This window comes from Methylobacterium sp. WCS2018Hpa-22 (genome assembly GCF_031843785.1).
Classification (GTDB): domain Bacteria; phylum Pseudomonadota; class Alphaproteobacteria; order Rhizobiales; family Beijerinckiaceae; genus Methylobacterium.
In genome coordinates this window covers 149,736-168,434 of the sequence record NZ_JAVTJA010000013.1, presented here as the reverse complement: position 1 = coordinate 168,434, position 18,699 = coordinate 149,736, and the positions used below count along the sequence as shown (strand labels likewise).

Sequence of the window (18,699 nt, the reverse complement as noted above, 5' to 3'; positions counted from 1 at the left end):
CGATGGACCGATGGCCCGGACACCCGCCACCCATCGGCGGGTATCGCGACAAGGACTTCCGCGATGTTCTTCGAAAGCTGGTCCGGCCTGCTCAGGGTCGTGGTCGTCGCCCCCCTGGCGTACGTCGCCCTGATCCTGTTCCTCAGGATCTCGGGCAAGCGCACCCTGACGAAACTGAACGCCTTCGACCTCGTGGTCACGGTCGCACTCGGCTCGACGTTGTCGTCCATCGTCCTGACGAAGTCGGTCGCACTCCTGGAGGGCGTCCTTGCCCTCGCGACCCTCATCGGACTGCAATACGCGATCACGTGGTCGAGCGTGCGCTCCGCCCGGGTCCGGTCGCTGGTCAAGGCCGAGCCGACCCTCCTCGCGCACAAGGGGCATCTGGTCGAGGGCGCGATGCGCCGGCAGCGCCTGACCCGCGACGACGTCCTCTCCGCCCTGCGCTCGGAAGGGCTGGATGACCTCTCCCAGGCCGCGGCGGTCGTGCTGGAGACCGATGGCTCGATCAGCGTGCTCAAGTCGCTCTCCGGGCGCGACGACGGCTTGGATGGGGTGCCGCGGCACGAGATTGACCGACCCGATCCGGGCCGCCCGTGAGATCTCTCGTCCGCTACGCGCTCCTCGTCCTCGCAGTGGTCCTCTCGGCCGCGAGCCTGATCCCGCTGGTGCCCACCGAGTGGTGGTGGGTGCGCCTGCTCGACTTCCCGCGGCTGCTTTTCGCCCTGGGATTGCTCACGGTCGGCCTCGGCCTCCTGTTCTTTCTCCGGGAATCCCCGAGATCGACAACGTCGACGCTGGCCCTCGTGGCGGTCGCCCTCACCGTCGATGCGTGGGTGCTTCGCCCGTACTTGCCGACCCGGGGCTCCAGCGTCGAGGCCTGTCCCGCCGAGCGCCGACTTTCCGTGATGGTCGCCAACGTCCAGCTCGGGAACCGAAAGGCCGCCCCCCTGGTCGAGTCCATCGCACGGGTCGAGCCGGACCTGTTCCTCGCGATGGAGACCGACGCCTGGTGGGACGAGGCCCTGAAGCCCGTTCTCGCGGCGATGCCCCATGCCCTCCAGCGGATCACGGGATCGTACTACGGCATCCACCTGTACTCCCGGCTGCCGCTGGTAAACGGGAGCATCCGGTACCTCGCGGGTCAGGACACCCCGGCCATCGTCACCGGCGTCACCCTGCGCACCGGCGAGACCGTCGACTTCGTCGGCATTCATCCCAAACCTCCGCAAGCCTGGCAATCCGCACGCGGGCGGGATGCCCAGCTCTACGCGGCGGCGGACGTTCTGCGGACGCGAGTCGAGCCCGGCATCCTCGCCGGCGACCTCAATGCCACGCCCTGGGAGATCGCGGTCGAGCGCATGGCGCGACTGTCCGGTTTGATCGACCCACGGCAGGGCTACGGCTACGTCGCGACCTGGAACGCAAACGCATGGTGGATGCGCTGGCCCCTCGACCACGTGTTCCACGAAGGCGGGTTCGCCGCGGTGTCGGTCGAGCGCCTCGACGCGTTCGGATCGGACCACTTCCCCTACCTCGTCCGTCTCTGCCGTCAGGCCCGGGAAGGTACGAAGGCTCCCCCCGAGCGGGATGCGGACGATGTCGCCACGGCCAACGCGGTGCTTGCTTCGGCGGGCGCGACAGAACGGCTGGGCTCGCGTTGACTTCCATCACCCATCGACAAGTCCCGGCAGGCTCTCTCTGCGCGGGCGGGGAGCGCCCGTGATCTCCATCTTCGACCTCGCCGCGATGCTGCTGACCCTCTCGGCCCTGTTCGGCTGGCTGAACCGGCGGTTCCTGCGGATGCCGCACACCATCGGCCTCCTCGTCATGGGCCTTGCCGCCTCGTTGGCCCTCGTCGGCCTCGACCTCGCCTTCCCGTCCCAGCACCTCTACGAGAACCTCACGAAGGTCTTGCGCCAGGTCGACTTCACCGACGTGGTGATGAACGGCATGCTGGCCTTCCTGCTGTTCGCCGGCGCCATGAGCCTCGATCTGCGCATGCTCCGGGATCGGGCCTGGGCCGTGGCGACGCTGGCGCTCCTCGGCACCCTGATCTCCACGGCCCTCGTCGGCGGCGCGTTCTGGCTGGCGGCCGACCTCATCGGCCGGCCCATATCGCTCGCGTGGGCGCTCGTCTTCGGCGCGCTGATCAGCCCGACCGACCCAGTCGCGGTCCTGGCGACGCTGAAGAACGTCAAAGTCCCCGAGACGCTGGAGGTCGAGATGCAGGGCGAGGCCCTGTTCAACGACGGCGTCGGCATCGTGCTGTTCACTGTCCTCGTCGCCTTCGCGGCCGGCACGGGCGGCGAGGCAACCAGCGCCATCAGCATTTCCTGGCTCCTGCTCCAGGAGGCGGGCGGCGGCCTCCTCCTCGGGGTCGTCACCGGCTACGTCGCCTACCGGGCCATGCGGACCATCGACGACTTCCCCGTCGAGGTGCTGATCACCCTGGCGCTCGTGGCCGGAACCTACGCGCTCGCGCAGAAGATCCATGCCAGCGGTCCCCTCGCGGTGGTCGCAGCGGGACTGCTGGTCGGCGACCGTGCCCCGCGCGACGCGATGAGCGAGCGGACCCAAGGCTACGTCTCCGCCCTCTGGACGCTCATCGACGAGGTGCTGAACTCGGTTCTGTTCCTGCTCATCGGGCTGGAAGTGCTGGTGCTGCGCTTCGAGACGAACGGATTGCTCCTCGCCGCCTGCGCGGTTCCCATCGTCCTCCTGGCCCGCTTGGTGGCGGTCTCGACGCCGCTCCTCGTCTTCCGCTGGGGCGGCCACCTGTCGCCGCGCAACGTGCCGTTCCTAACCTGGGCCGGGGTGCGCGGGGGCATCTCGGTTGCGCTGGCGCTGTCGATTCCCGAGAGCGACGCCAAACCCGCGATCCTGGCGGCGACCTATGCGGTCGTGCTCTTCACCATCATCGTCCAGGGCTCCACCCTCGGCATGGTGGCGCGACGGACGCTGCGGGAAGGCTGACACCCGCCGCCCGCAGCGTCGACCCACGCTTGCCGGGTGTTCGGCATCGCGAGCACCGCCTTCATCGTCAACACTATTGCCCGGGACGGCGAAACGACGTGGTTCGAAAGACTCCTCCTTCTCGGGGTCTACGTCTTGTTCGGATTGGCCTTCTTCTTCGCGAGTCCGGCTTAACTGCAGCCGATTGTACGGCTGCTTCCGAGCAATGCCTCCTATGGTATCTACGGCTATGTTGGGTCGGAGGCGGAATGTCCGCTTCAAGGCGACGACATTAGGCCTACTCCCCACCCAATCCGGTTTTGACGCTTGTCAGGCTATTATCAGACGGTGGGCACCCCGGGTAAGGCGCCGCGCTTTTACGGATACGGCCACGTGCCTACATATCACTCGTGCCTGTCCTCCTAGCGCTTGGCGCCGCCCTCTTGTTCGGTCTAGTGTTCGGCCCCCAGTGGTGGGTGCGCCGAGTGATGCAGCAACACGCCACCGAGCGGCCAGACTTGCCCGGGACCGGTGGCGAGCTCGCCCGCCATCTGCTCGACATGGCGCGGCTAGAGCACGTCCTCGTCGAGATCGCGCCAGCCGACCACTACGATCCGGTCGCGAACGTCGTGAGACTGTCGCTGGGGAACCACGACGGCCGCTCGATCACGGCGGTCGCGGTCGCGGCGCACGAGGTCGCCCACGCACTCCAGCACGCGGCGGGGGACCGGCTTTTCGCGGCGCGGGTGAGGTTCTCCCCGGTCGTGCAGGGCTTTGAGTTCGCCGCGGCCCTGGTGATGATGACCGCGCCCGTGGTGCTCGCCTTCGTCCATTCGCCTGCCCTGCTCGCCGTGCAGATGGGGATCGGCATCGCGCTCCTTAGCGTTCGCGTCCTGTTCCACTTCCTGACGCTGCCGGTCGAGCTTGATGCGAGCTTCCGCCGGGCCCTGCCCATCCTGGAGACGGGTCGCTACCTCGACGAAGGCGACATGCCCGGCGCCCACACCGTACTGCGCGCCGCCGCCCTTACGTACGTAGCTTCGTCCCTCGTAGCGCTCGTAAACATTGCCCGCTTTCGACGGCTCCTCCCGTTCTAAATCGTCCAACGCGAGCGCCCCGTGTTCTGCCCCGATAACAAAAGCCCGAACGGGGATACCTGGCACCTTGGCCGGGTACCCGCGAACGGTGGCGCCTTCGTCATCCCCCAGCCCAAAGGTTCATCTGGGGGGCGACTCCGCTATATCGAGTTCGGTGCCTTCCTCTGCGACGACAACGGCAAGCCCGAACAGCAGGCTCTGCTTCGCCTGATCGGGACCCTCGTAGACGTTCCTCCCTATGGCGGAGGAACGACGGCGATATGACCGCCCCCAGGATGTGGAACAAGCTCGTAGCCGCAGCCGTTCGGGAGCCGCGTCGACATTCGGGATCCCAGGGCCATACGCTTGCATGTCCACCCGCAGCCCACCCATGATTTCGATCCGCACCGTGCTGTGGACCGCCTTCGTAAGGACCCACTTCGCCGACGGAGCGTGATGTGGTGAGCGACAGTTTGGCCTTCCTGGCGGGCGGTGGCGAGGCCGCGCGCATGATTCGGGAGCGCGACTGGTCCGACCATCCGCTTGGCCATCCCGCGAACTGGTCCCCGGAGCTCCGCACGGCGCTCAGCCTCGTGCTCAACTCGCCGGAATCGATGATACTAGCCTGGGGGCCGGAGCTCACCTTCTTCTTCAACGATACCTACTTCCCGCTTCTCGGGCCACGCCTGGAATGGGCGATGGGCGAGCGCTTCGATGTGGTTTGGGCGGATGGCTGGGAGCAAGCCAAGCCAATCATCGACGCGGCTTTCGCCGGCCGAAGCCGACGCTTCGACGACCAGCCGTGGAGGCTCGACACCGACCGGGGCGAGGCCGATACTTGGTTTTCGTTCTCGTACTCTCGCGTGCTCGACCGCGACGGTGGCATCGCAGGCCTCTTCATCTTCACTAACGAGACCACTGCGCGCGTGCTGTCCGACCGGGCACTGCGCGAGAGCGAGGAGCATTTCCGACAGACGGTCGAGCTCAATCCGCAGGTACCTTGGACCTGCGATCCGGACGGCAACATCCTGTCCTACTCGAAGCGCTGGCTCGACCTCACCGGTCAGGCGGCGGGCGAGCCGGACGGCTCCGGCTGGATCGCGGCGGTGCATCCGGAGGATGTGCCCGGGACCCTCGTAGCGTTCTCTTCCTCGCTAGCATCGGGCGAGCCCGTGGACGTGGACTATCGCCTGCGGGTGGGAGCCACCGGCGGCCATCGCTGGATGCGAGCCCGCGCCTGGCCACGCCGCGACGAAGCCGGTGCCGTCATCCGGTGGTACGGCGTCGTCGAGGACGTGCACGACCGCAAGCTTGCGGAGGCATGCCTGCGCCAGATGAACGTAACCCTGGAGCAGCGTGTCGAAGAGGCGCTGATGCAGCGCAAGCTCTGGGCAGACGTCTTCGAGACCACGGACGCCATGGTGGGCGCCCTGGACATGGATTACCGCCTACTGGCTGCTAATCGGTCCTGGATCGAAGAGTTCGAAGCCGCGTTCGGAATGCGACCCCGGATCGGCGACGACATCGTCGGCCTTCTCGCCCGTAGGCCAGATCACGCCGCCGCCGTCCGGGCGACTTGGGGACGGGCCCTAGCCGGCGAGGAGTTCACGATCGTCGAGGAGTTCGGCGACCCTGATCGTAAGCGGACCTTCTACGAGCTGAAGTTCACCACGCTGCGCGACAACGAAGGCCGCCGGATCGGCGCGTTCCAATATGTGCAGGACATTACCGAGCGGCTGCGCGCTCAGGAGCGCCTCGGCCGGGCGGAGGAGGCCTTGCGGCACGCGCAGAAGATGGAGGCGGTTGGCCAGCTCACCGGGGGCGTAGCACACGACTTCAACAACCTGCTCACCGTCATCAAGTCGTCGGTCGAGTTCCTGCGGCGACCTAATTTGGCCGAGGAGCGGCGCGCTCGTTACCTGGCGGCGGTTGGTGACACGGTTGACCGGGCCGCCAAGCTGACGAGTCAGCTTCTCTCCTTCGCGAGACGGCAGGCGCTGAAGCCCGTGGTGTTTGACGTTGGAGAGCGTCTGCGGGGCGTCGCCGAGATGCTAAACGCGGTGACAGGGGCGCGCATTCGCATCGTCACCGAGGTGCCGGAGCTGCCCTGCCACGTCCGGGCCGATCTGAGCCAGTTCGAGACCGCGCTAGTGAACCTGGTGGTCAACGCACGCGACGCCATGGACGGCGAGGGTACGCTGACCCTTCGCCTCGCATGCGGCTCCGGGCTGCCGGGCATCCGCGGCCACGCGCCGGCCCCCGGGGTGTTCGCCGCACTGGCGGTTGTCGACGAGGGCGCGGGAATCGCCCTCGACCTGCTGGAGCGGATCTTCGAGCCCTTTTTCACCACCAAGGAAGTCGGCAAGGGCACTGGGCTCGGCCTCAGCCAGGTCATCGGCTTCGCCAAGCAGTCCGGCGGCGACGTCGACGTGGCGAGCGAGGTCGGTCGCGGCACCACCTTCACCCTATACCTGCCCCAGGTCGAAGCATCGGTGGCGGTGGAGGAAAGCAGAGCGGGGGACGCCAGGGCAGTCACCATCGATCACGGCCTGAACGTGCTCGTGGTCGAGGACAACCTCGACGTCGGACGCTTCTGCACTCAGCTCCTCCAGGACCTTGGCCATTGGACCTTCTGGGCGCAAAATGCCGAGGCCGCCCTGGCCGAAATGGATAGGGATCCCCGTCGGTTCGACGCGGTGTTCTCCGATGTGGTGATGCCGGGGATGGGCGGAGTTGAACTCGCTCGTCGCCTTCGTGCGAAGCATCCGGACATGCCGGTCATCTTGACGACCGGCTACAGCGGCGTCCTCGCTGGTGACGATAGCCACGGTTTCGACCTTCTCCGCAAGCCCTACTCTGCCGAGGATGTCGCCCGGGCCCTTGGCGAGGCCATCCGGCGAAGGTGGTAAGAGCTGTACGGGTGACCGTTACACCACCTTACGGGCGCGGACCTGGCTGCGACAGACGCCTAAGCGCCGGTCAGGACCAGGCGCAGGAAGCAGGCAGAATGGTCGCGACGGTGTCGAACTGGGACGCTCGCCGTCCGAGATGGTCGGGGCGTCGTTCCGCCTGTCCATTCGGGCTCATTCATACACGGGCCAGCCGTCCCGTGCCATAGTATGACCAGGTAATGCGAACCCTCTTGATGGGAATGATATGACGAGAGGTGACGGCGAGGGACTGCCCGTTGACGGTCCAGGCTATGACTCGCCCACGGTGAATCGAATCGACGACATACCGCACGGCGTCGTTTGGCTTGACGACCGGGGCATCGTGCGTGCCGCCAACCCCGCCGCCGCAATCCTCTTCGTTCAGGCGAACGCAACCCTGGTAGGCCGGGACTTCTTCCGCGACCTGATGCCGGGAACCAACGTTCCCCGTGGACGCGGCCGCTTTCTCTCGGGCGTGCGCCGTGGGCGTCTCGACGTCGCCGCGCGCTTCGCCCTCGACCGTGCCGCCGGCCCGGTCCAACTCGACCTGCGCATGGCGTCGGTCGACGGTGCGGAGGGAGCGTCAATCGAGCTGATCCCGACCGAAAGGCCTGCTCCCCGTGATCCACGCCTGGGCGCCGCCGCTGTCGAGCGTCGTGAACGCGCTGAGCCGGTAGACGTCTCGGTCTGCGAACGCGAGCCGATCCATATCCCGGGATCGGTCCAGCCCGGCGTCGTCCTCCTCGTCGCCAATCCTACGGACCTCACCATCCTCGCTCACAGCGCCAATGTCGCCGAGGCGTTTCCCGATGCAGGATCGTCGTTGCTCGGTCGGTCGCTGCACGAAGTCCTGCCCGACGGCTTCGTAGCCTGCATCAGCGAAGCCCTCGTGGAAGGGCGCATGACCGGTGGCCAAACCGTCTTGGAGCACATGTGTCTCGGCGAGGATGACACCGTCCCGTTCCTCGGCGTAGCCCATGCTCATGACGGTCGCGTCATTGTCGAACTGGAGGTCGTCCCGGAGCGACCCGACGATTTCCGGTCCACGCAGCGATCGGGGGCGGGCCCCGCTGTGTCCCGGTTGCGTGCCGCACGGAGCGTCGCCGAGGTGGCCGAGGCGACGGCGCGCGAAGTCCGTGCCGCCACCGGGTTCGAGAGCGTCCTGGTCTACCGCTTCGACGCCGATTGGAATGGCGCGGCCATCGCCGAGGACAAAGTTGGCGACTGGTCCCGCTCGCTGCTCGGCCTCCATTTTCCTGCCTCGGACATTCCCGCCCAGGCTCGCGCCCTTTACCTGCGCGCCCGGAGCCGGTTCGTTACCGACCGTGATGCCGAGCCCGTGCCGATCCTCGGCGATGCTGCGGGGGCCGATAGCCCGGTCGACCTCACATTTGCGCAGCATCGCTCGCTGTCGCCCATCCATCTGGAATACCAGCGCAATCTCGGCGTCAACGGCTCGATGTCGGCCTCCATCGTCGTTGACGGGGCGCTATGGGGCCTGCTGATCGGACACCATCGTCGTCCGCACTACGTGCCACCGGAGGCCCGGGCCACGGCCGCGCTGCTTGCCGAGACCCTCGCCATGCGGGTCCAGGAGATCGAGGGGCGGCGCCTCTGGGAGGCGCAGCAGGCCCATCTCGCCGCCGAGGGACGTCTCGTGCGCCAGCTGACCCGGTCCGACGACTACGTGGCTGCGCTGACGGCCGGTGAGACCACCATGCTCGACCTGTTCGAGGCGGAGGGAGCCGCCGTCGTAGCAGACGATGCCGTCACCGTGGTCGGCCGGGCACCAGAGCCCGAGGCTATCCGTACCCTCCGGGATTGGCTCCTGGGCGCTAGACCGACGGCCGAGGCCGGGTTCAGCACCCACGCCCTGCCCGCGGCCTATCCGCCAGCTTTGGCCTATGCAGACCGCGGCAGCGGCCTCGTGGCGGTCTTTGTCGACGAGTCGAGGCGCAACCTGCTGCTGTGGTTCCGACCCGAGGTCCCGAGTACCGTCTCCTGGGGCGGCGACCCCCGCAAGCCCGTGGCGCCCGGCAGCGGGTCGGCCGCCGTGTTGCCGCGGCGATCGTTCGAGCGCTGGATCGAGGAGCGCCAAGGCCTGTCGAAGCCCTGGGCGGAGTGGCAACTCTCCTTTGCCACTTCCCTCGCACAAGTCGTAGAGGGCGTCGTGCTACGCCAACGCCGTACCATCGTCGAGCTGACGGGACTGCTGGCGGACAAAGAGCGGGCCCTGGAGCAGAAGGACGTGCTGAGCCGGGAGATCGACCACCGGGTGAAGAACTCTCTCCAGATCGTATCGGCCTTCCTGCTGATGCAGCAGCGCCAGACCAGGGACCCGGAAGCAAAGCAGGCTTTCGCCGAAACTTCGGCACGGGTGATGAGCGTCGCGCGTGTCCACGACAGCTTGTACCAGGCAGAGAATATCGAGGACGTGGATCTCGGCCAGACTATTGAGAACCTCTGCCGCGACCTGTCCGGCATGGCGGGCGACGGCCATACCGTCGGCATCACCGCCGACGCCCGGGTAATGGTTCCCTACCGCAAGGCGGTGGCGCTCTTGCTCATTGCCACCGAGCTCGTCACCAACGCCTTCAAGTACGCCTCCCGAGATGCGGGCGGCAGCCATATCTCGGTCAGCGTCAGCGACCAGGGCGGTGGCCGGGTCAGGGTGCGCGTCTGCGATGACGGCGAGGGCCTGCCAGAAGGCTGGGCCGATCGGAAGCCGAAGGGCACGGGGCTTGGAATGAAGCTGGTGCGAGCCATGCTCGACCAGATCGACGCGACGCTTGAGGTGGCGAACGATCCGGGCGCCTGCTTCACCGTGCATGCGTGAGGCCCGGGATGTCGGCCGTGATCCCGACGGTAACCGTGCTCGAACGATCGCGTACGGGCCGGGGTCCCACCCCTGGCTTGCTTCGGCTATGGCCTCCGCAGCCGCCCGGGAACCGACCCACGGTCGCAGCCTGCGGTCCTTGAGCTCGAACCGGCAACACGGACCTGTACAGCCCCGGCGGTGACCCAACTTTGCCATCCTAAGCCCACACGGTGGCCCTCAACACGCTTCGAGCCCCCGCGCCGCAACTCCGCGATTACGTCGCGATCGATGCCGAAGCGGGTCCCTGCAGGGGCTACCTGCCCGTCATCGGAAGGTTGCTTGCTGCTTCAGTCCGGAAATTTCAAACGCGAGGTCAATGGCTACTCGGGTCGCCTGGCATAGCCGAGCCGGAAAGAGCTGTAGTCCAACTGAACGACTGCTTCTGGGAACCCGGAAGAGGCCTTGCTATGACCTATTTGGGTCGTAAGTGGAACGTCTGCATCAGGACGAAGGGTCAGGGTCCGCTCCCCATCCAACTCGGCCGTGCTGGTACCAAGTGTAAGATTTCGACTAGTGGGATTGGTCGGCGGCCCCCCTTGATACAGGATATCACGCCTAACGCTGATGCCGGGCGAATTCTCGTGCGATCCCATGTAGTGTCGAGGCGTCATCTCAATAACGGTGAGCCATCACAAACCTCGTGCCTTGTCAGGCTGCCAGGCTTGCGAACACAAGGGACTGGTGCACGGAAACGCCCGCCGTCACGCCGTCCGCCACGGCCCAACTCACGCTATGGGGGGCGCGGGCGATGTCGCCCGCAGCATAGACACCCGCCACCGTCGTCAGTTTGCTGGAATCCGTGCGGATGACCGGACCGAACGGTCCCTCGTCCAGCGCGCAACCCAGACGTTCCGCGAGCGGGCTGTTCAAGCGTGAACGCGGTGCGAGATAGAGGGCATCGACCGCGACCGTTCGGCCGTCCACGAGCCGCACACCCGACAACGTATCGCCGTCGCCCGTGAGAGCGACCAGCGGAGCCGGCTCGATCTCGATGCCCCGTTGGACGAGCCGGGTATGCGTTGCCTCATCGGGCCTATCACCGCCGTTGAGGTAGAGCGTCGTCGGCCCCCATTCGGCGATCAGCAAAGCCTGGTGGGCGGACATCGGCGATACCGCGAGCACCCCCAGCTTCCGCTCCGCGAATTCATAGCCATGACAATAGGGGCAGTGGAGGACGCTCTTGCCCCAGTGCTCGGCGAGGCCGGGCAGGTCCGGCAGAACGTCCGAGATACCATGAGCCAGGACGAGGCGGGCGGCGTGCAGGGTCTCTCCGCCCGCGAGGACGATGGTGAAGTCCTGGCCCGCGCAGGCGTCCACCACCTCTCCCGCCACGAACGTCACCTGAGGGTACCCCGCGAGCTGTGCGCGCGCCTGCGCGATCATCGCCCGGGGGTCGCTCCCGTCCTGACCGAAGAAGCCGTGGGAGGCCGCCGCGAAGCGGTTCCGCGGGTTGCCCGCATCGATCACGCAGACCGAGCGTCGGCCGCGGGCGATGTAGGTGGCCGCCGATAAGCCGGCGAAGCTGCCCCCCACGATGATCACGTCAAATGCCATGGGCCTGCTCCAGGGTGAGGGTGCCGCCCCGTGCGGCGAGACGGGCGTGGAAATCGGCACTGAGGGCCGCGAGGGTGACGCGGCCGAACTGCTCCAGCAGCAGCGCTTCGGCCTCGCGGAAGCCCGTATCAAGGGCGGCGTTCACGGCCTGCTCGACGAGGCAGCCAGGGGATTCCGTGCGGTTGCCGATGGCGAGGAGTGCGGGCGAACCGAGCGCGACGTAGATGTCGCGAAGGGTGATCTCGTGCAGGTCACGCGCGATCGTCCAGCCACCACCGTGGCCACGCTCGGACCGGACGAAGCCCGCCTCGCGCAGTCCGGCCATGATGCGGCGCACGACGACCGGATTGGTCTGCATGGCGGCGGCCAGCACCTCGGAGGTCACCGGGCCCGGCTCCTCGGCCATGTGGAGCAATACGTGGAGAATGCCGGACAGGCGGCTATCGCGTCTCATGTAGCAAACGATGTTACATAAGCTTGCTCGCGTCAACCCGACCGGTGTTCGTTCCCCTACATGACGGGGGCCTAAAGCCTGCCGAGAGAGGGAATTGAAAGGCTTTCGCCTGTCCGGTTCCGGGCCGAGAACCCAAAGATCCGACATTCGACGATTGCGAGACCCCGAGGATCCGCCGCACGTCTCTTTTCAAGGGATCTACGTCCTTTGAGCCATCTGGTGGTAACGCTAGCTTTGCGCGACCGACGCCAAGGCCGTGCGATGACAACGACATCGAAGACGAATGATATCCCTTCCTACGCTCCCTTCCGGGCGAACATGGCCCAGGCCGGCAAGCCGGTGTTCAGGGTCGGCATCCTGACCGGGCCAGGCTTCGTCCCGATGGATATGGTCGGCATCCAAACGGTCTTCAGTCTCGCGCCCGGGGCAGAACTGCATTTCATCTGGAAGAGCCGGGAACTGGTCGAGGGCTTTCCGGGCTGGTGGACCATGCCGTCCACGACCTTCTCGGACTGCCCGGAAAACCTGGACGTTCTTGCCGTCGGGATGCATCCGCCGGAGGTTCAGAACGATCCGGAGGTAATCGACTTCATACGAGGTATGGCCGGTCGGTCGAGATACGTGATCGGTGTTTGCAACGGCGTCGCCCTGCTGGGGGCGGCCGGCCTGATCCAAGGCAAGACGGTCGCGAGCAACTTCGCCGCCGAGGCGCTTCTGCGCGATCTCGGTGCAAGCGAGGTGTTGCCGTCGGGCGGTGGTGTCGCGGAGGACGGCAACCTCTTCACCGCCGGACCCGGCATCGGAAGCTTCGAGGTTTCACTCCGGGTCATGGAGGCCGCATTCGGGCGGGAGATGGCCGAGTTCATCGAGTTCGCAATCGAGTACGATCCTCATCCCCCTTACGGAAAGGCAACGGTCGACAGGGCCGACCGGGGCGTGGTGGAGCAGTGCCGGACCCTGCTCTCGTCCATCATCGCGTTGTATCGAAAGACACCCATCGACGCGTCCGCTTCGCCGGACTGACCGCAGACACGCCCAGTTCGGAGCAATCCATGCCCCACAACGTCGGTTTCTATGTCTGCCCCGGTCATCAGATCCTGGATCTCGCCGGCCCTCTCGGTGCTTTCGACGTCGCACGATTCTCGGCTGGGCATGACCTCTACGTGATGCAGGTGCTGTCCTGCCGCGGTGGTCCGGTCAGGGGTAGCGCGGGCGTTTCCATCGAGACCACGCCGGTTGACGCCGTCGCCTGCGACACGCTCGTCATCGTGGGGGGAGATATCGTCCCGATGGCCGACCGGGCGGAGGTCGAGGCGGTCCGTCTGGCCGCTTCCCGTACGCCTCGCCTGGCCAGCGTCTGCACGGGAGCGTTCCTGCTGGCGGAGGCGGGGCTTCTCGATGCACGGCGCGCGACAACCCACTGGCAATTCGTTGGTGAGTTCCAGCGCCGCTATCCCCGTGTCAGACTGGATGCCGACTGCATCTTCGTCGCCGACGGCCATGTCTGGACATCCGCCGGCATAACGGCGGGGATCGACCTCGCACTCGCTCTCATTGAGGCCGATCATGGTCCCGAGTTGCCACGGGCGGTCGCGAGACAGTTGGTGGTCTACCACAGGCGGCCGGGAGGTCAGTCTCAGTTCGCCGCCCTGTCGGACATGGAGCCGGAGTCCGACCGTATCCGGATCGCGTTGACCTACGCCCGCGACCATCTCGCCGAGCCTTTACCGATTGCGCGCCTGGCGGATGTCGCGAAGCTCAGCGGCCGTCAATTTGCCAGGGCCTTCAAGCTCGAAACGGGCGAGACCCCTGCGAAGGCGGTGGAACGGTTGCGCGTCGAGGCAGCCCACGTACGTTTGCGGGAAGGTTCGGAGCCCATCGAATGGATCGCGGGCAAGGTCGGGTTTGTCGATGCCGAGCGAATGCGGCGGGCCTTCATCAACGTCTATGGCCAGCCGCCGCAAACGGTCCGGCGTCTTCATCGGTCGGGCGCCACGCCGACGAAATCCACGACCCGGCAGATCTGAACGTCATCCCCTACGGAGTTGCCAAAGATAAAACGCCCAGCTACCTACTAGTTGGTAGGTAGGGTTTTTGGCCTACGGAAGACGGCCTTTAAAAAGGGCCGCGTCAGGAGGAAAATCGAGATGGAAAACTGGAACGGCTACCGTGGAGAGTTGATGTCTACCCTTGGCCAGATGGGTCAGATCAGCCCCGAGCTCCTGAGCGCACACGATAAGCTGGCCTCGGCCAAGCCGAAGGAGCCCCAACTGGACGCAAAGACGCGAGAGTTGATCGCCTTGGCCGTAGCTGTGACGACCCGGTGCGATGGCTGCATCGCCTTCCATACCGACGCTGCGCGCAAGGCCGGCGCGAGCAAGGAGGAGATGGTCGAGGCCTTGGGTGTTGCCGTGGCCTTGAATGCCGGTGCGGCGCTCGTCTACAGCGCGCGGGCATTCGACGCCTTCACGCGCGACGCGGGCTAGAAGAGACAGAACCACGGCAGGACGATCTTCCAGCAGGCAGGCCCCAAGCGCCGTGGGGCCCGCCGCTGGACCCGTGCTCCGAGTGTAGCCATCCCCGCATGGACCACCTTGGCCATTGACAGCCATTCCGAAGGTGGGAAAGGAACCTTGCTATGGAACGCCGGATGCAACGGACACGGACATGGAGGGCCGCCTTTGGCGTGCTCTTGATGTACGCGGTCGCGTTGCAAGGCGTCCTGGGAGGCGTCGCCGTCACGCGAATGAGCCTTCAGTCCCTCGGTGTGATCTGCACGGGACAGATGCTTCCCGGGGATAACCACGACGACCCGACCGAGCACGAAGCCTGCTGCTCCGTCGCCTGTCGGATGGCACATCACGCCCTGGCATTCCGACTCGACGACGTGGTCCCCGTCGGCGTTCCCTCGCTCGCGCGCGAGCGCCGGTGGCTGACAGTACGGTTCCACGGACCTCCGACCCGGTCCAACGAGTCCGCTAATCCCCGCGCGCCTCCGGCCGCCGCCTGACCCGTTCGCCCTTTCGGCGACCGGTCGGCCGGCGGCTGTTTCACATCCGAGACAGATCCTCCCCCCCCCCCCCTGCATCGAGCCCGGCGTCGCGGTCGCGCGTAAGCGGCCGCGCGCCTCCCGCCCGTCGATCAGAGCCGCTCATGGTGAAGATCCATCAAGGATCGCACCGGGCGCAGGAGCTATCATGTCCTTCCGTTCCGTCGCGACCAGCATGGTCGTCGCGACTTCCCCTTTCCTCGCCCTCGACGTCGCGGAGGCCCAATCCGGTCGGGCCGCACTCTCGGCTGCGCAAGACGCGGTCAATCTCGATATGCTGGAGGTCACGGCGACTGGTGCGCCCGCCGCCAGGGGGCTCAACCTTGCGACGCCGAGCCGCTCGGCAAGCCGACTCGGTCTCACTCCCCTGCAAACGCCTGCCAGCGTCGACATCATCTCTGGCGAGACGGTGCGGACCCGGGGGCAGTTCACGGTCAACGAGGCGGTGACCCAGAACGGCGTCGGCATCGCCAGTACCGCCTCGCCTGGGTCCGGCAACTCGGCCTTCTCGTCGCGAGGCTTCGTCGGCACCAACTCGGTGATGCGGCTGTACGATGGGGTCCGTCTCTACACGAGCACCCAGACCTTCCCGTTCGACACCTGGAACGTCGAGCGTATCGAAGTCCTGCGCGGGCCGGCCTCCGTGCTCTACGGCGAAGGCGCGGTGGGCGGCGTGATCAACGTCGTCCCGAAGCGCCCCACCTTCACGCAGGTCAACGAGGCGCAGGTCGGCTTCGGCTCGGACTACACCAGGCGCATCGCCGTCGGCTCAGGCGGCCCCATCAACGACGTACTCGCCTACCGCCTGGACATAAGCCGCAACGCAGGGGAAGGTTGGCTCCGGCCGAACGGCGACTTCTCCAACTTCGCGATCTCGGGCTCGCTGCTCTACAGGCCGAGCGCCGACCTTTCGGTGACACTCTCGAACGACTACGGCGACAACTCACCGGAGCGGTACTGGGGGTCCCCCCTCGTCAACGGACGCGTGCCGCGCGCCCTTCGGGACACGAACTTCAACGTGGCCGACAGCGACATCCGCTGGCGGGACAATTGGACCGTCCTGAAGGCCGAGTGGAGCCCGAGCCCCGACCTTACTTTCCGCAACATCGCCTACCGGATGACGAGCGACCGACTCTATCGGAACGCCGAGGGCTCCGCGTTCCTACCGTCGACTGGGCGTGTTCAGCGCTCGCTGTTCGCCGACATCCGCCATGACCAGGAGCAACTCGGCAACCGTCTCGACGCAATCCTGCGCGGGGAGGTGTTCGGCCTAGCCAGCCAGTCGGTGGTGGGCGCCGAGGTCAATCGCATCCGCTATCGGCACACCAATAACCAACCCTACGGCGGAACGGATACCGTTGACCCCTTCGCCTTTGTACCGGGACGTTTCATCAACGCCGCCGGAACCACGCCGGGATATGAGACCGTCACCGACCAGTACGCGCTTTTCGCTGAGAATCGGCTGGTGCTCACCGAGCAGGTCTCGCTGATCACTGGCCTGCGTTACGACGTTCCGAGCATCCGTCGCGACGACCTGCGTAACGGGACCGCCTTCCGCAAGGATTTCGAGGCCCTGAGCTGGAGGGCGGGTCTCGTCTACAACCCTGTTCCCGACATTTCGCTCTATGCCCAGTACGCGACCGCGGTCGATCCCGTGGGCAACTTCGTCTCGCTCACGGTCGCCCAGAAAGACTTCAGGTTGTCGACGGGTCGGCAGGTGGAGATCGGGGCCAAGGGCCTGTTCTGGGAGGGCACGGCCGAATGGACGCTCGCTGGCTACCGCATCGTCAAGGACAACCTGGTCAGTGCCGTCCCGGGCCAACCCGGTGTCGGCGTGCAGGTCGGCAGCCAGTCCTCGCAGGGCGTCGAGGCCGCTCTCTCCTTCGCTCCGTTGGAGAACTGGCGCGTCGATGCCAATGTCGCGCTGCTGCATGCCCAGTACGACGACTTCCGCCAGACGGTGGCCGGGCAGGTCGTGTCCTATGCGGGCAACCAGCCCATCGACGTACCCGAACGGATCGCCAACCTTTGGGTCTCCTGGGCGTTTGCCCCACGCTGGGAGGCGCGGGTCGGCGTGCAACAGGTGGGCGCGATGGTCAGCGACTTCGCCAACGCGGTCCGTCGTCCAGACTACACGCTGCTGAACACCAGCCTGGACTACAGGCCAGAACCGAACTCCCGCCTCTCGCTTCGGCTCTACAACCTGACCGATGAGGTCTACGCTGCCGCGCGCGGCGGCAACGCGACCTCCGTGCTGCTCGGCCGGCCCCGTTCGGTCGAACTCGTCTACAACGTGGCGTTCTGAGGATGGTCGCCTTTGGAAAACGCCTGCGGCGCTGGCTGTATCTTGGCCACCGCTGGCTCGGCATCGTGACCTGCCTGCTGTTCGCGGTCTGGTTCCTCTCCGGCATCGTGATGATGTATGTCGGCTTCCCGCGTCTTACGGATGCGGAGCGGCGCGCGGCGCAGGTACCCATTGTGTGGGATCGTGTCTCCCTGGAGCCCGATGCCGCCGTGGCGCTGGCCGGTCTCGATCGCAGTGCTGTGCGGCGTCTCGATCTTACGATGTTCGACGCCGCGCCGGTCTATCGCGTCACCCCGTGGAGCGGCCCCCGTCGCACGGTCTCGGCCGTTACCGGGGAGGTGCTCGGCACCGTGTCGGCCGGGCAGGCGCTGGCGGTCGCGCGGCACCACCCGGTCGCCGTCACGGTCTCGGACCTCGGCCTCGTCACGCGCGACCAGTGGACCGTGCCGCAACGCTTCGACCCGTTGAGGCCTTTCCACCGCATTGCCCTCGGCGACGCGGCCGACACGCAGCTCTACGTCTCGGCCGCGACAGGCGAGATCGCCCTAGATACGAGCCGGCACGAACGGTTCTGGAACTGGTTCGGCGCGGTGCCGCACTGGATCTACTTCACGCCGCTCCGGTCACAGGTCGAGCTGTGGCGCGACGTCGTGCTCTGGCTCTCCGGCATATCGGTCGTCGGTGCCCTTATGGGCTTCGTCGTCGGCGTGATGCGGGTCCGCCTGCGCCGGCGCTACGCCAAGGGGGCAAGGACGCCCTATCGGGGGTGGATGGCTTGGCATCATCTCGGAGGCCTCGTCGCCGGCGTCACGCTCTTCACGTTCATTTTCAGTGGCTGGATCTCAATGAACCCGAACCGGTGGTTCTCGCCGCGTGAGCCGGAACGGGCCGAACTGGAGCGATATCAGGGCATTCCCGAGACGCCGACGAACTTCGATCTGCGGGCCCTCGCCGACGTCTGTTCCGGGGCGACGGAAGCCCGCTTCACGCGCATCGACGGCCAGGGACACGTCATCCTCGCTTGCCCTTGGAATACCGAGAAGACGTGCTGCGATCCCATGTCGGCCCCAAGTCCGGAGCGGATAGCCCGCGCTGCGGCGCGCCTGATCCCCACCAGCCCACCTCCGCAGATCGAGCGTCTCACCGACGATGATGTCTACTGGTACAGCCATCACCAGGAGCGGAAACTTCCGGTGTTACGCATTCAGTTCTCTGACCCGGCGGCGACATGGTTTCACATCCATCCCGCGACCGGCGAGATCCTGAACCGGATCGACCGCTCGAACCGGATCTATCGGTGGCTGTTCAACGCGTTGCACAGCTTCGATTTCGTGTTCCTCGTCCGGTACAGGCCGGCCTGGGATCTGGTGCTGCTCGCCCTCTCGGCCGGCGGCCTGGCCATCGCCCTGTCCGGCATCGTCATCGGTTGGCGTCGGCTCCGGGCGACCCTGCGTCGTCGCGTTTCGACGCCGACATGATCAGGAGACCCGACCATGAT

The 18,699-nt window shown here is 66.4% G+C and carries 13 protein-coding genes; 11 read left to right on the top strand and 2 right to left on the bottom strand.

The window, feature by feature from the left end; all coding sequences use genetic code 11:
• The first annotated feature begins 63 nt into the window (after positions 1-63).
• From RQI43_RS18180 to RQI43_RS18155, 6 genes are all read left to right on the top strand, one after another.
• Positions 64-600 (top strand): YetF domain-containing protein, encoded by a 537-nt coding sequence (locus RQI43_RS18180; RefSeq protein WP_311276088.1) that lies wholly within the window; start codon positions 64-66, stop codon positions 598-600.
• Positions 597-1,664 (top strand): endonuclease/exonuclease/phosphatase family protein, encoded by a 1,068-nt coding sequence (locus RQI43_RS18175; RefSeq protein WP_311276087.1) that lies wholly within the window; start codon positions 597-599, stop codon positions 1,662-1,664. Before RQI43_RS18180 ends, RQI43_RS18175 begins: the two co-directional genes overlap by 4 nt.
• Before the next feature lie 58 nt (positions 1,665-1,722).
• Complete coding sequence (locus tag RQI43_RS18170; protein ID WP_311276086.1) at positions 1,723-2,976, top strand: sodium:proton antiporter; 1,254 nt, start codon at positions 1,723-1,725, stop codon at positions 2,974-2,976.
• 389 nt (positions 2,977-3,365) lie between these two features.
• Positions 3,366-4,052 carry a zinc metallopeptidase gene (locus tag RQI43_RS18165; protein ID WP_311276085.1) on the top strand — a complete coding sequence of 229 codons (687 nt, stop codon included), beginning with the start codon at positions 3,366-3,368 and terminating at the stop codon, positions 4,050-4,052.
• 440 nt (positions 4,053-4,492) lie between these two features.
• The gene (locus tag RQI43_RS18160) at positions 4,493-6,940 is read left to right on the top strand and encodes a PAS domain-containing protein (protein WP_311276084.1); all 2,448 of its coding nucleotides are present in this window, start codon (positions 4,493-4,495) and stop codon (positions 6,938-6,940) included.
• 247 nt (positions 6,941-7,187) lie between these two features.
• Positions 7,188-9,797: a histidine kinase dimerization/phosphoacceptor domain -containing protein gene (locus RQI43_RS18155; RefSeq protein WP_405030657.1), complete on the top strand. Its 2,610-nt coding sequence runs from the start codon at positions 7,188-7,190 to the stop codon at positions 9,795-9,797.
• 690 nt (positions 9,798-10,487) lie between these two features.
• On the opposite strand, the gene RQI43_RS18150 is transcribed toward RQI43_RS18155, so the two are convergent.
• Both RQI43_RS18150 and RQI43_RS18145 read right to left on the bottom strand, forming a co-directional pair.
• Positions 10,488-11,393: an NAD(P)/FAD-dependent oxidoreductase gene (locus RQI43_RS18150; RefSeq protein WP_311276082.1), complete on the bottom strand. Its 906-nt coding sequence runs from the start codon at positions 11,391-11,393 to the stop codon at positions 10,488-10,490.
• Complete coding sequence (locus RQI43_RS18145; RefSeq protein ID WP_311276081.1) at positions 11,383-11,847, bottom strand: Rrf2 family transcriptional regulator; 465 nt, start codon at positions 11,845-11,847, stop codon at positions 11,383-11,385. The genes RQI43_RS18150 and RQI43_RS18145 overlap by 11 nt, the downstream gene beginning before the upstream one ends.
• Positions 11,848-12,165: 318 nt before the next feature.
• On the opposite strand from RQI43_RS18145, the gene RQI43_RS18140 reads away from it, so the two are divergent.
• From RQI43_RS18140 to RQI43_RS18120, 5 genes are all read left to right on the top strand, one after another.
• Positions 12,166-12,870 carry a DJ-1/PfpI family protein gene (locus tag RQI43_RS18140; protein WP_311276080.1) on the top strand — a complete coding sequence of 235 codons (705 nt, stop codon included), beginning with the start codon at positions 12,166-12,168 and terminating at the stop codon, positions 12,868-12,870.
• A 29-nt stretch (positions 12,871-12,899) separates the two neighbouring features.
• The gene (locus RQI43_RS18135) at positions 12,900-13,874 is read left to right on the top strand and encodes a GlxA family transcriptional regulator (protein ID WP_311276079.1); all 975 of its coding nucleotides are present in this window, start codon (positions 12,900-12,902) and stop codon (positions 13,872-13,874) included.
• Between the two features lie 120 nt (positions 13,875-13,994).
• On the top strand, positions 13,995-14,333 hold the full coding sequence (locus RQI43_RS18130; RefSeq protein WP_056385989.1) for a carboxymuconolactone decarboxylase family protein: 339 nt from the start codon (positions 13,995-13,997) through the stop codon (positions 14,331-14,333).
• Positions 14,334-15,044: 711 nt separating this feature from the next.
• Entirely contained in the window at positions 15,045-17,201 is a 2,157-nt protein-coding gene (locus RQI43_RS18125; RefSeq protein ID WP_311276078.1) for a TonB-dependent siderophore receptor, read from the top strand.
• A gap of 2 nt (positions 17,202-17,203) precedes the next feature.
• A complete protein-coding gene (locus tag RQI43_RS18120; protein WP_311276077.1) occupies positions 17,204-18,679 on the top strand; it encodes a PepSY domain-containing protein in 1,476 nt (491 codons plus the stop codon).
• The last annotated feature ends 20 nt before the right edge of the window (positions 18,680-18,699 follow it).

Bases quoted from the DNA above. Each gene is read 5' to 3' on its own strand.
- RQI43_RS18135 (WP_311276079.1), top strand. From the start codon at position 12,900: ATGCCCCACAACGTCGGTTTCTATGTCTGCCCCGGTCATCAGATCCTG.
- RQI43_RS18180 (WP_311276088.1), top strand. From the start codon at position 64: ATGTTCTTCGAAAGCTGGTCCGGCCTGCTCAGGGTCGTGGTCGTCGCC.
- RQI43_RS18145 (WP_311276081.1), bottom strand. From the start codon at position 11,847: ATGAGACGCGATAGCCGCCTGTCCGGCATTCTCCACGTATTGCTCCAC.
- RQI43_RS18120 (WP_311276077.1), top strand. From the start codon at position 17,204: ATGGTCGCCTTTGGAAAACGCCTGCGGCGCTGGCTGTATCTTGGCCAC.
- RQI43_RS18125 (WP_311276078.1), top strand. From the start codon at position 15,045: ATGTCCTTCCGTTCCGTCGCGACCAGCATGGTCGTCGCGACTTCCCCT.
- RQI43_RS18130 (WP_056385989.1), top strand. From the start codon at position 13,995: ATGGAAAACTGGAACGGCTACCGTGGAGAGTTGATGTCTACCCTTGGC.
- RQI43_RS18140 (WP_311276080.1), top strand. From the start codon at position 12,166: ATGGCCCAGGCCGGCAAGCCGGTGTTCAGGGTCGGCATCCTGACCGGG.
- RQI43_RS18155 (WP_405030657.1), top strand. From the start codon at position 7,188: ATGACGAGAGGTGACGGCGAGGGACTGCCCGTTGACGGTCCAGGCTAT.
- RQI43_RS18150 (WP_311276082.1), bottom strand. From the start codon at position 11,393: ATGGCATTTGACGTGATCATCGTGGGGGGCAGCTTCGCCGGCTTATCG.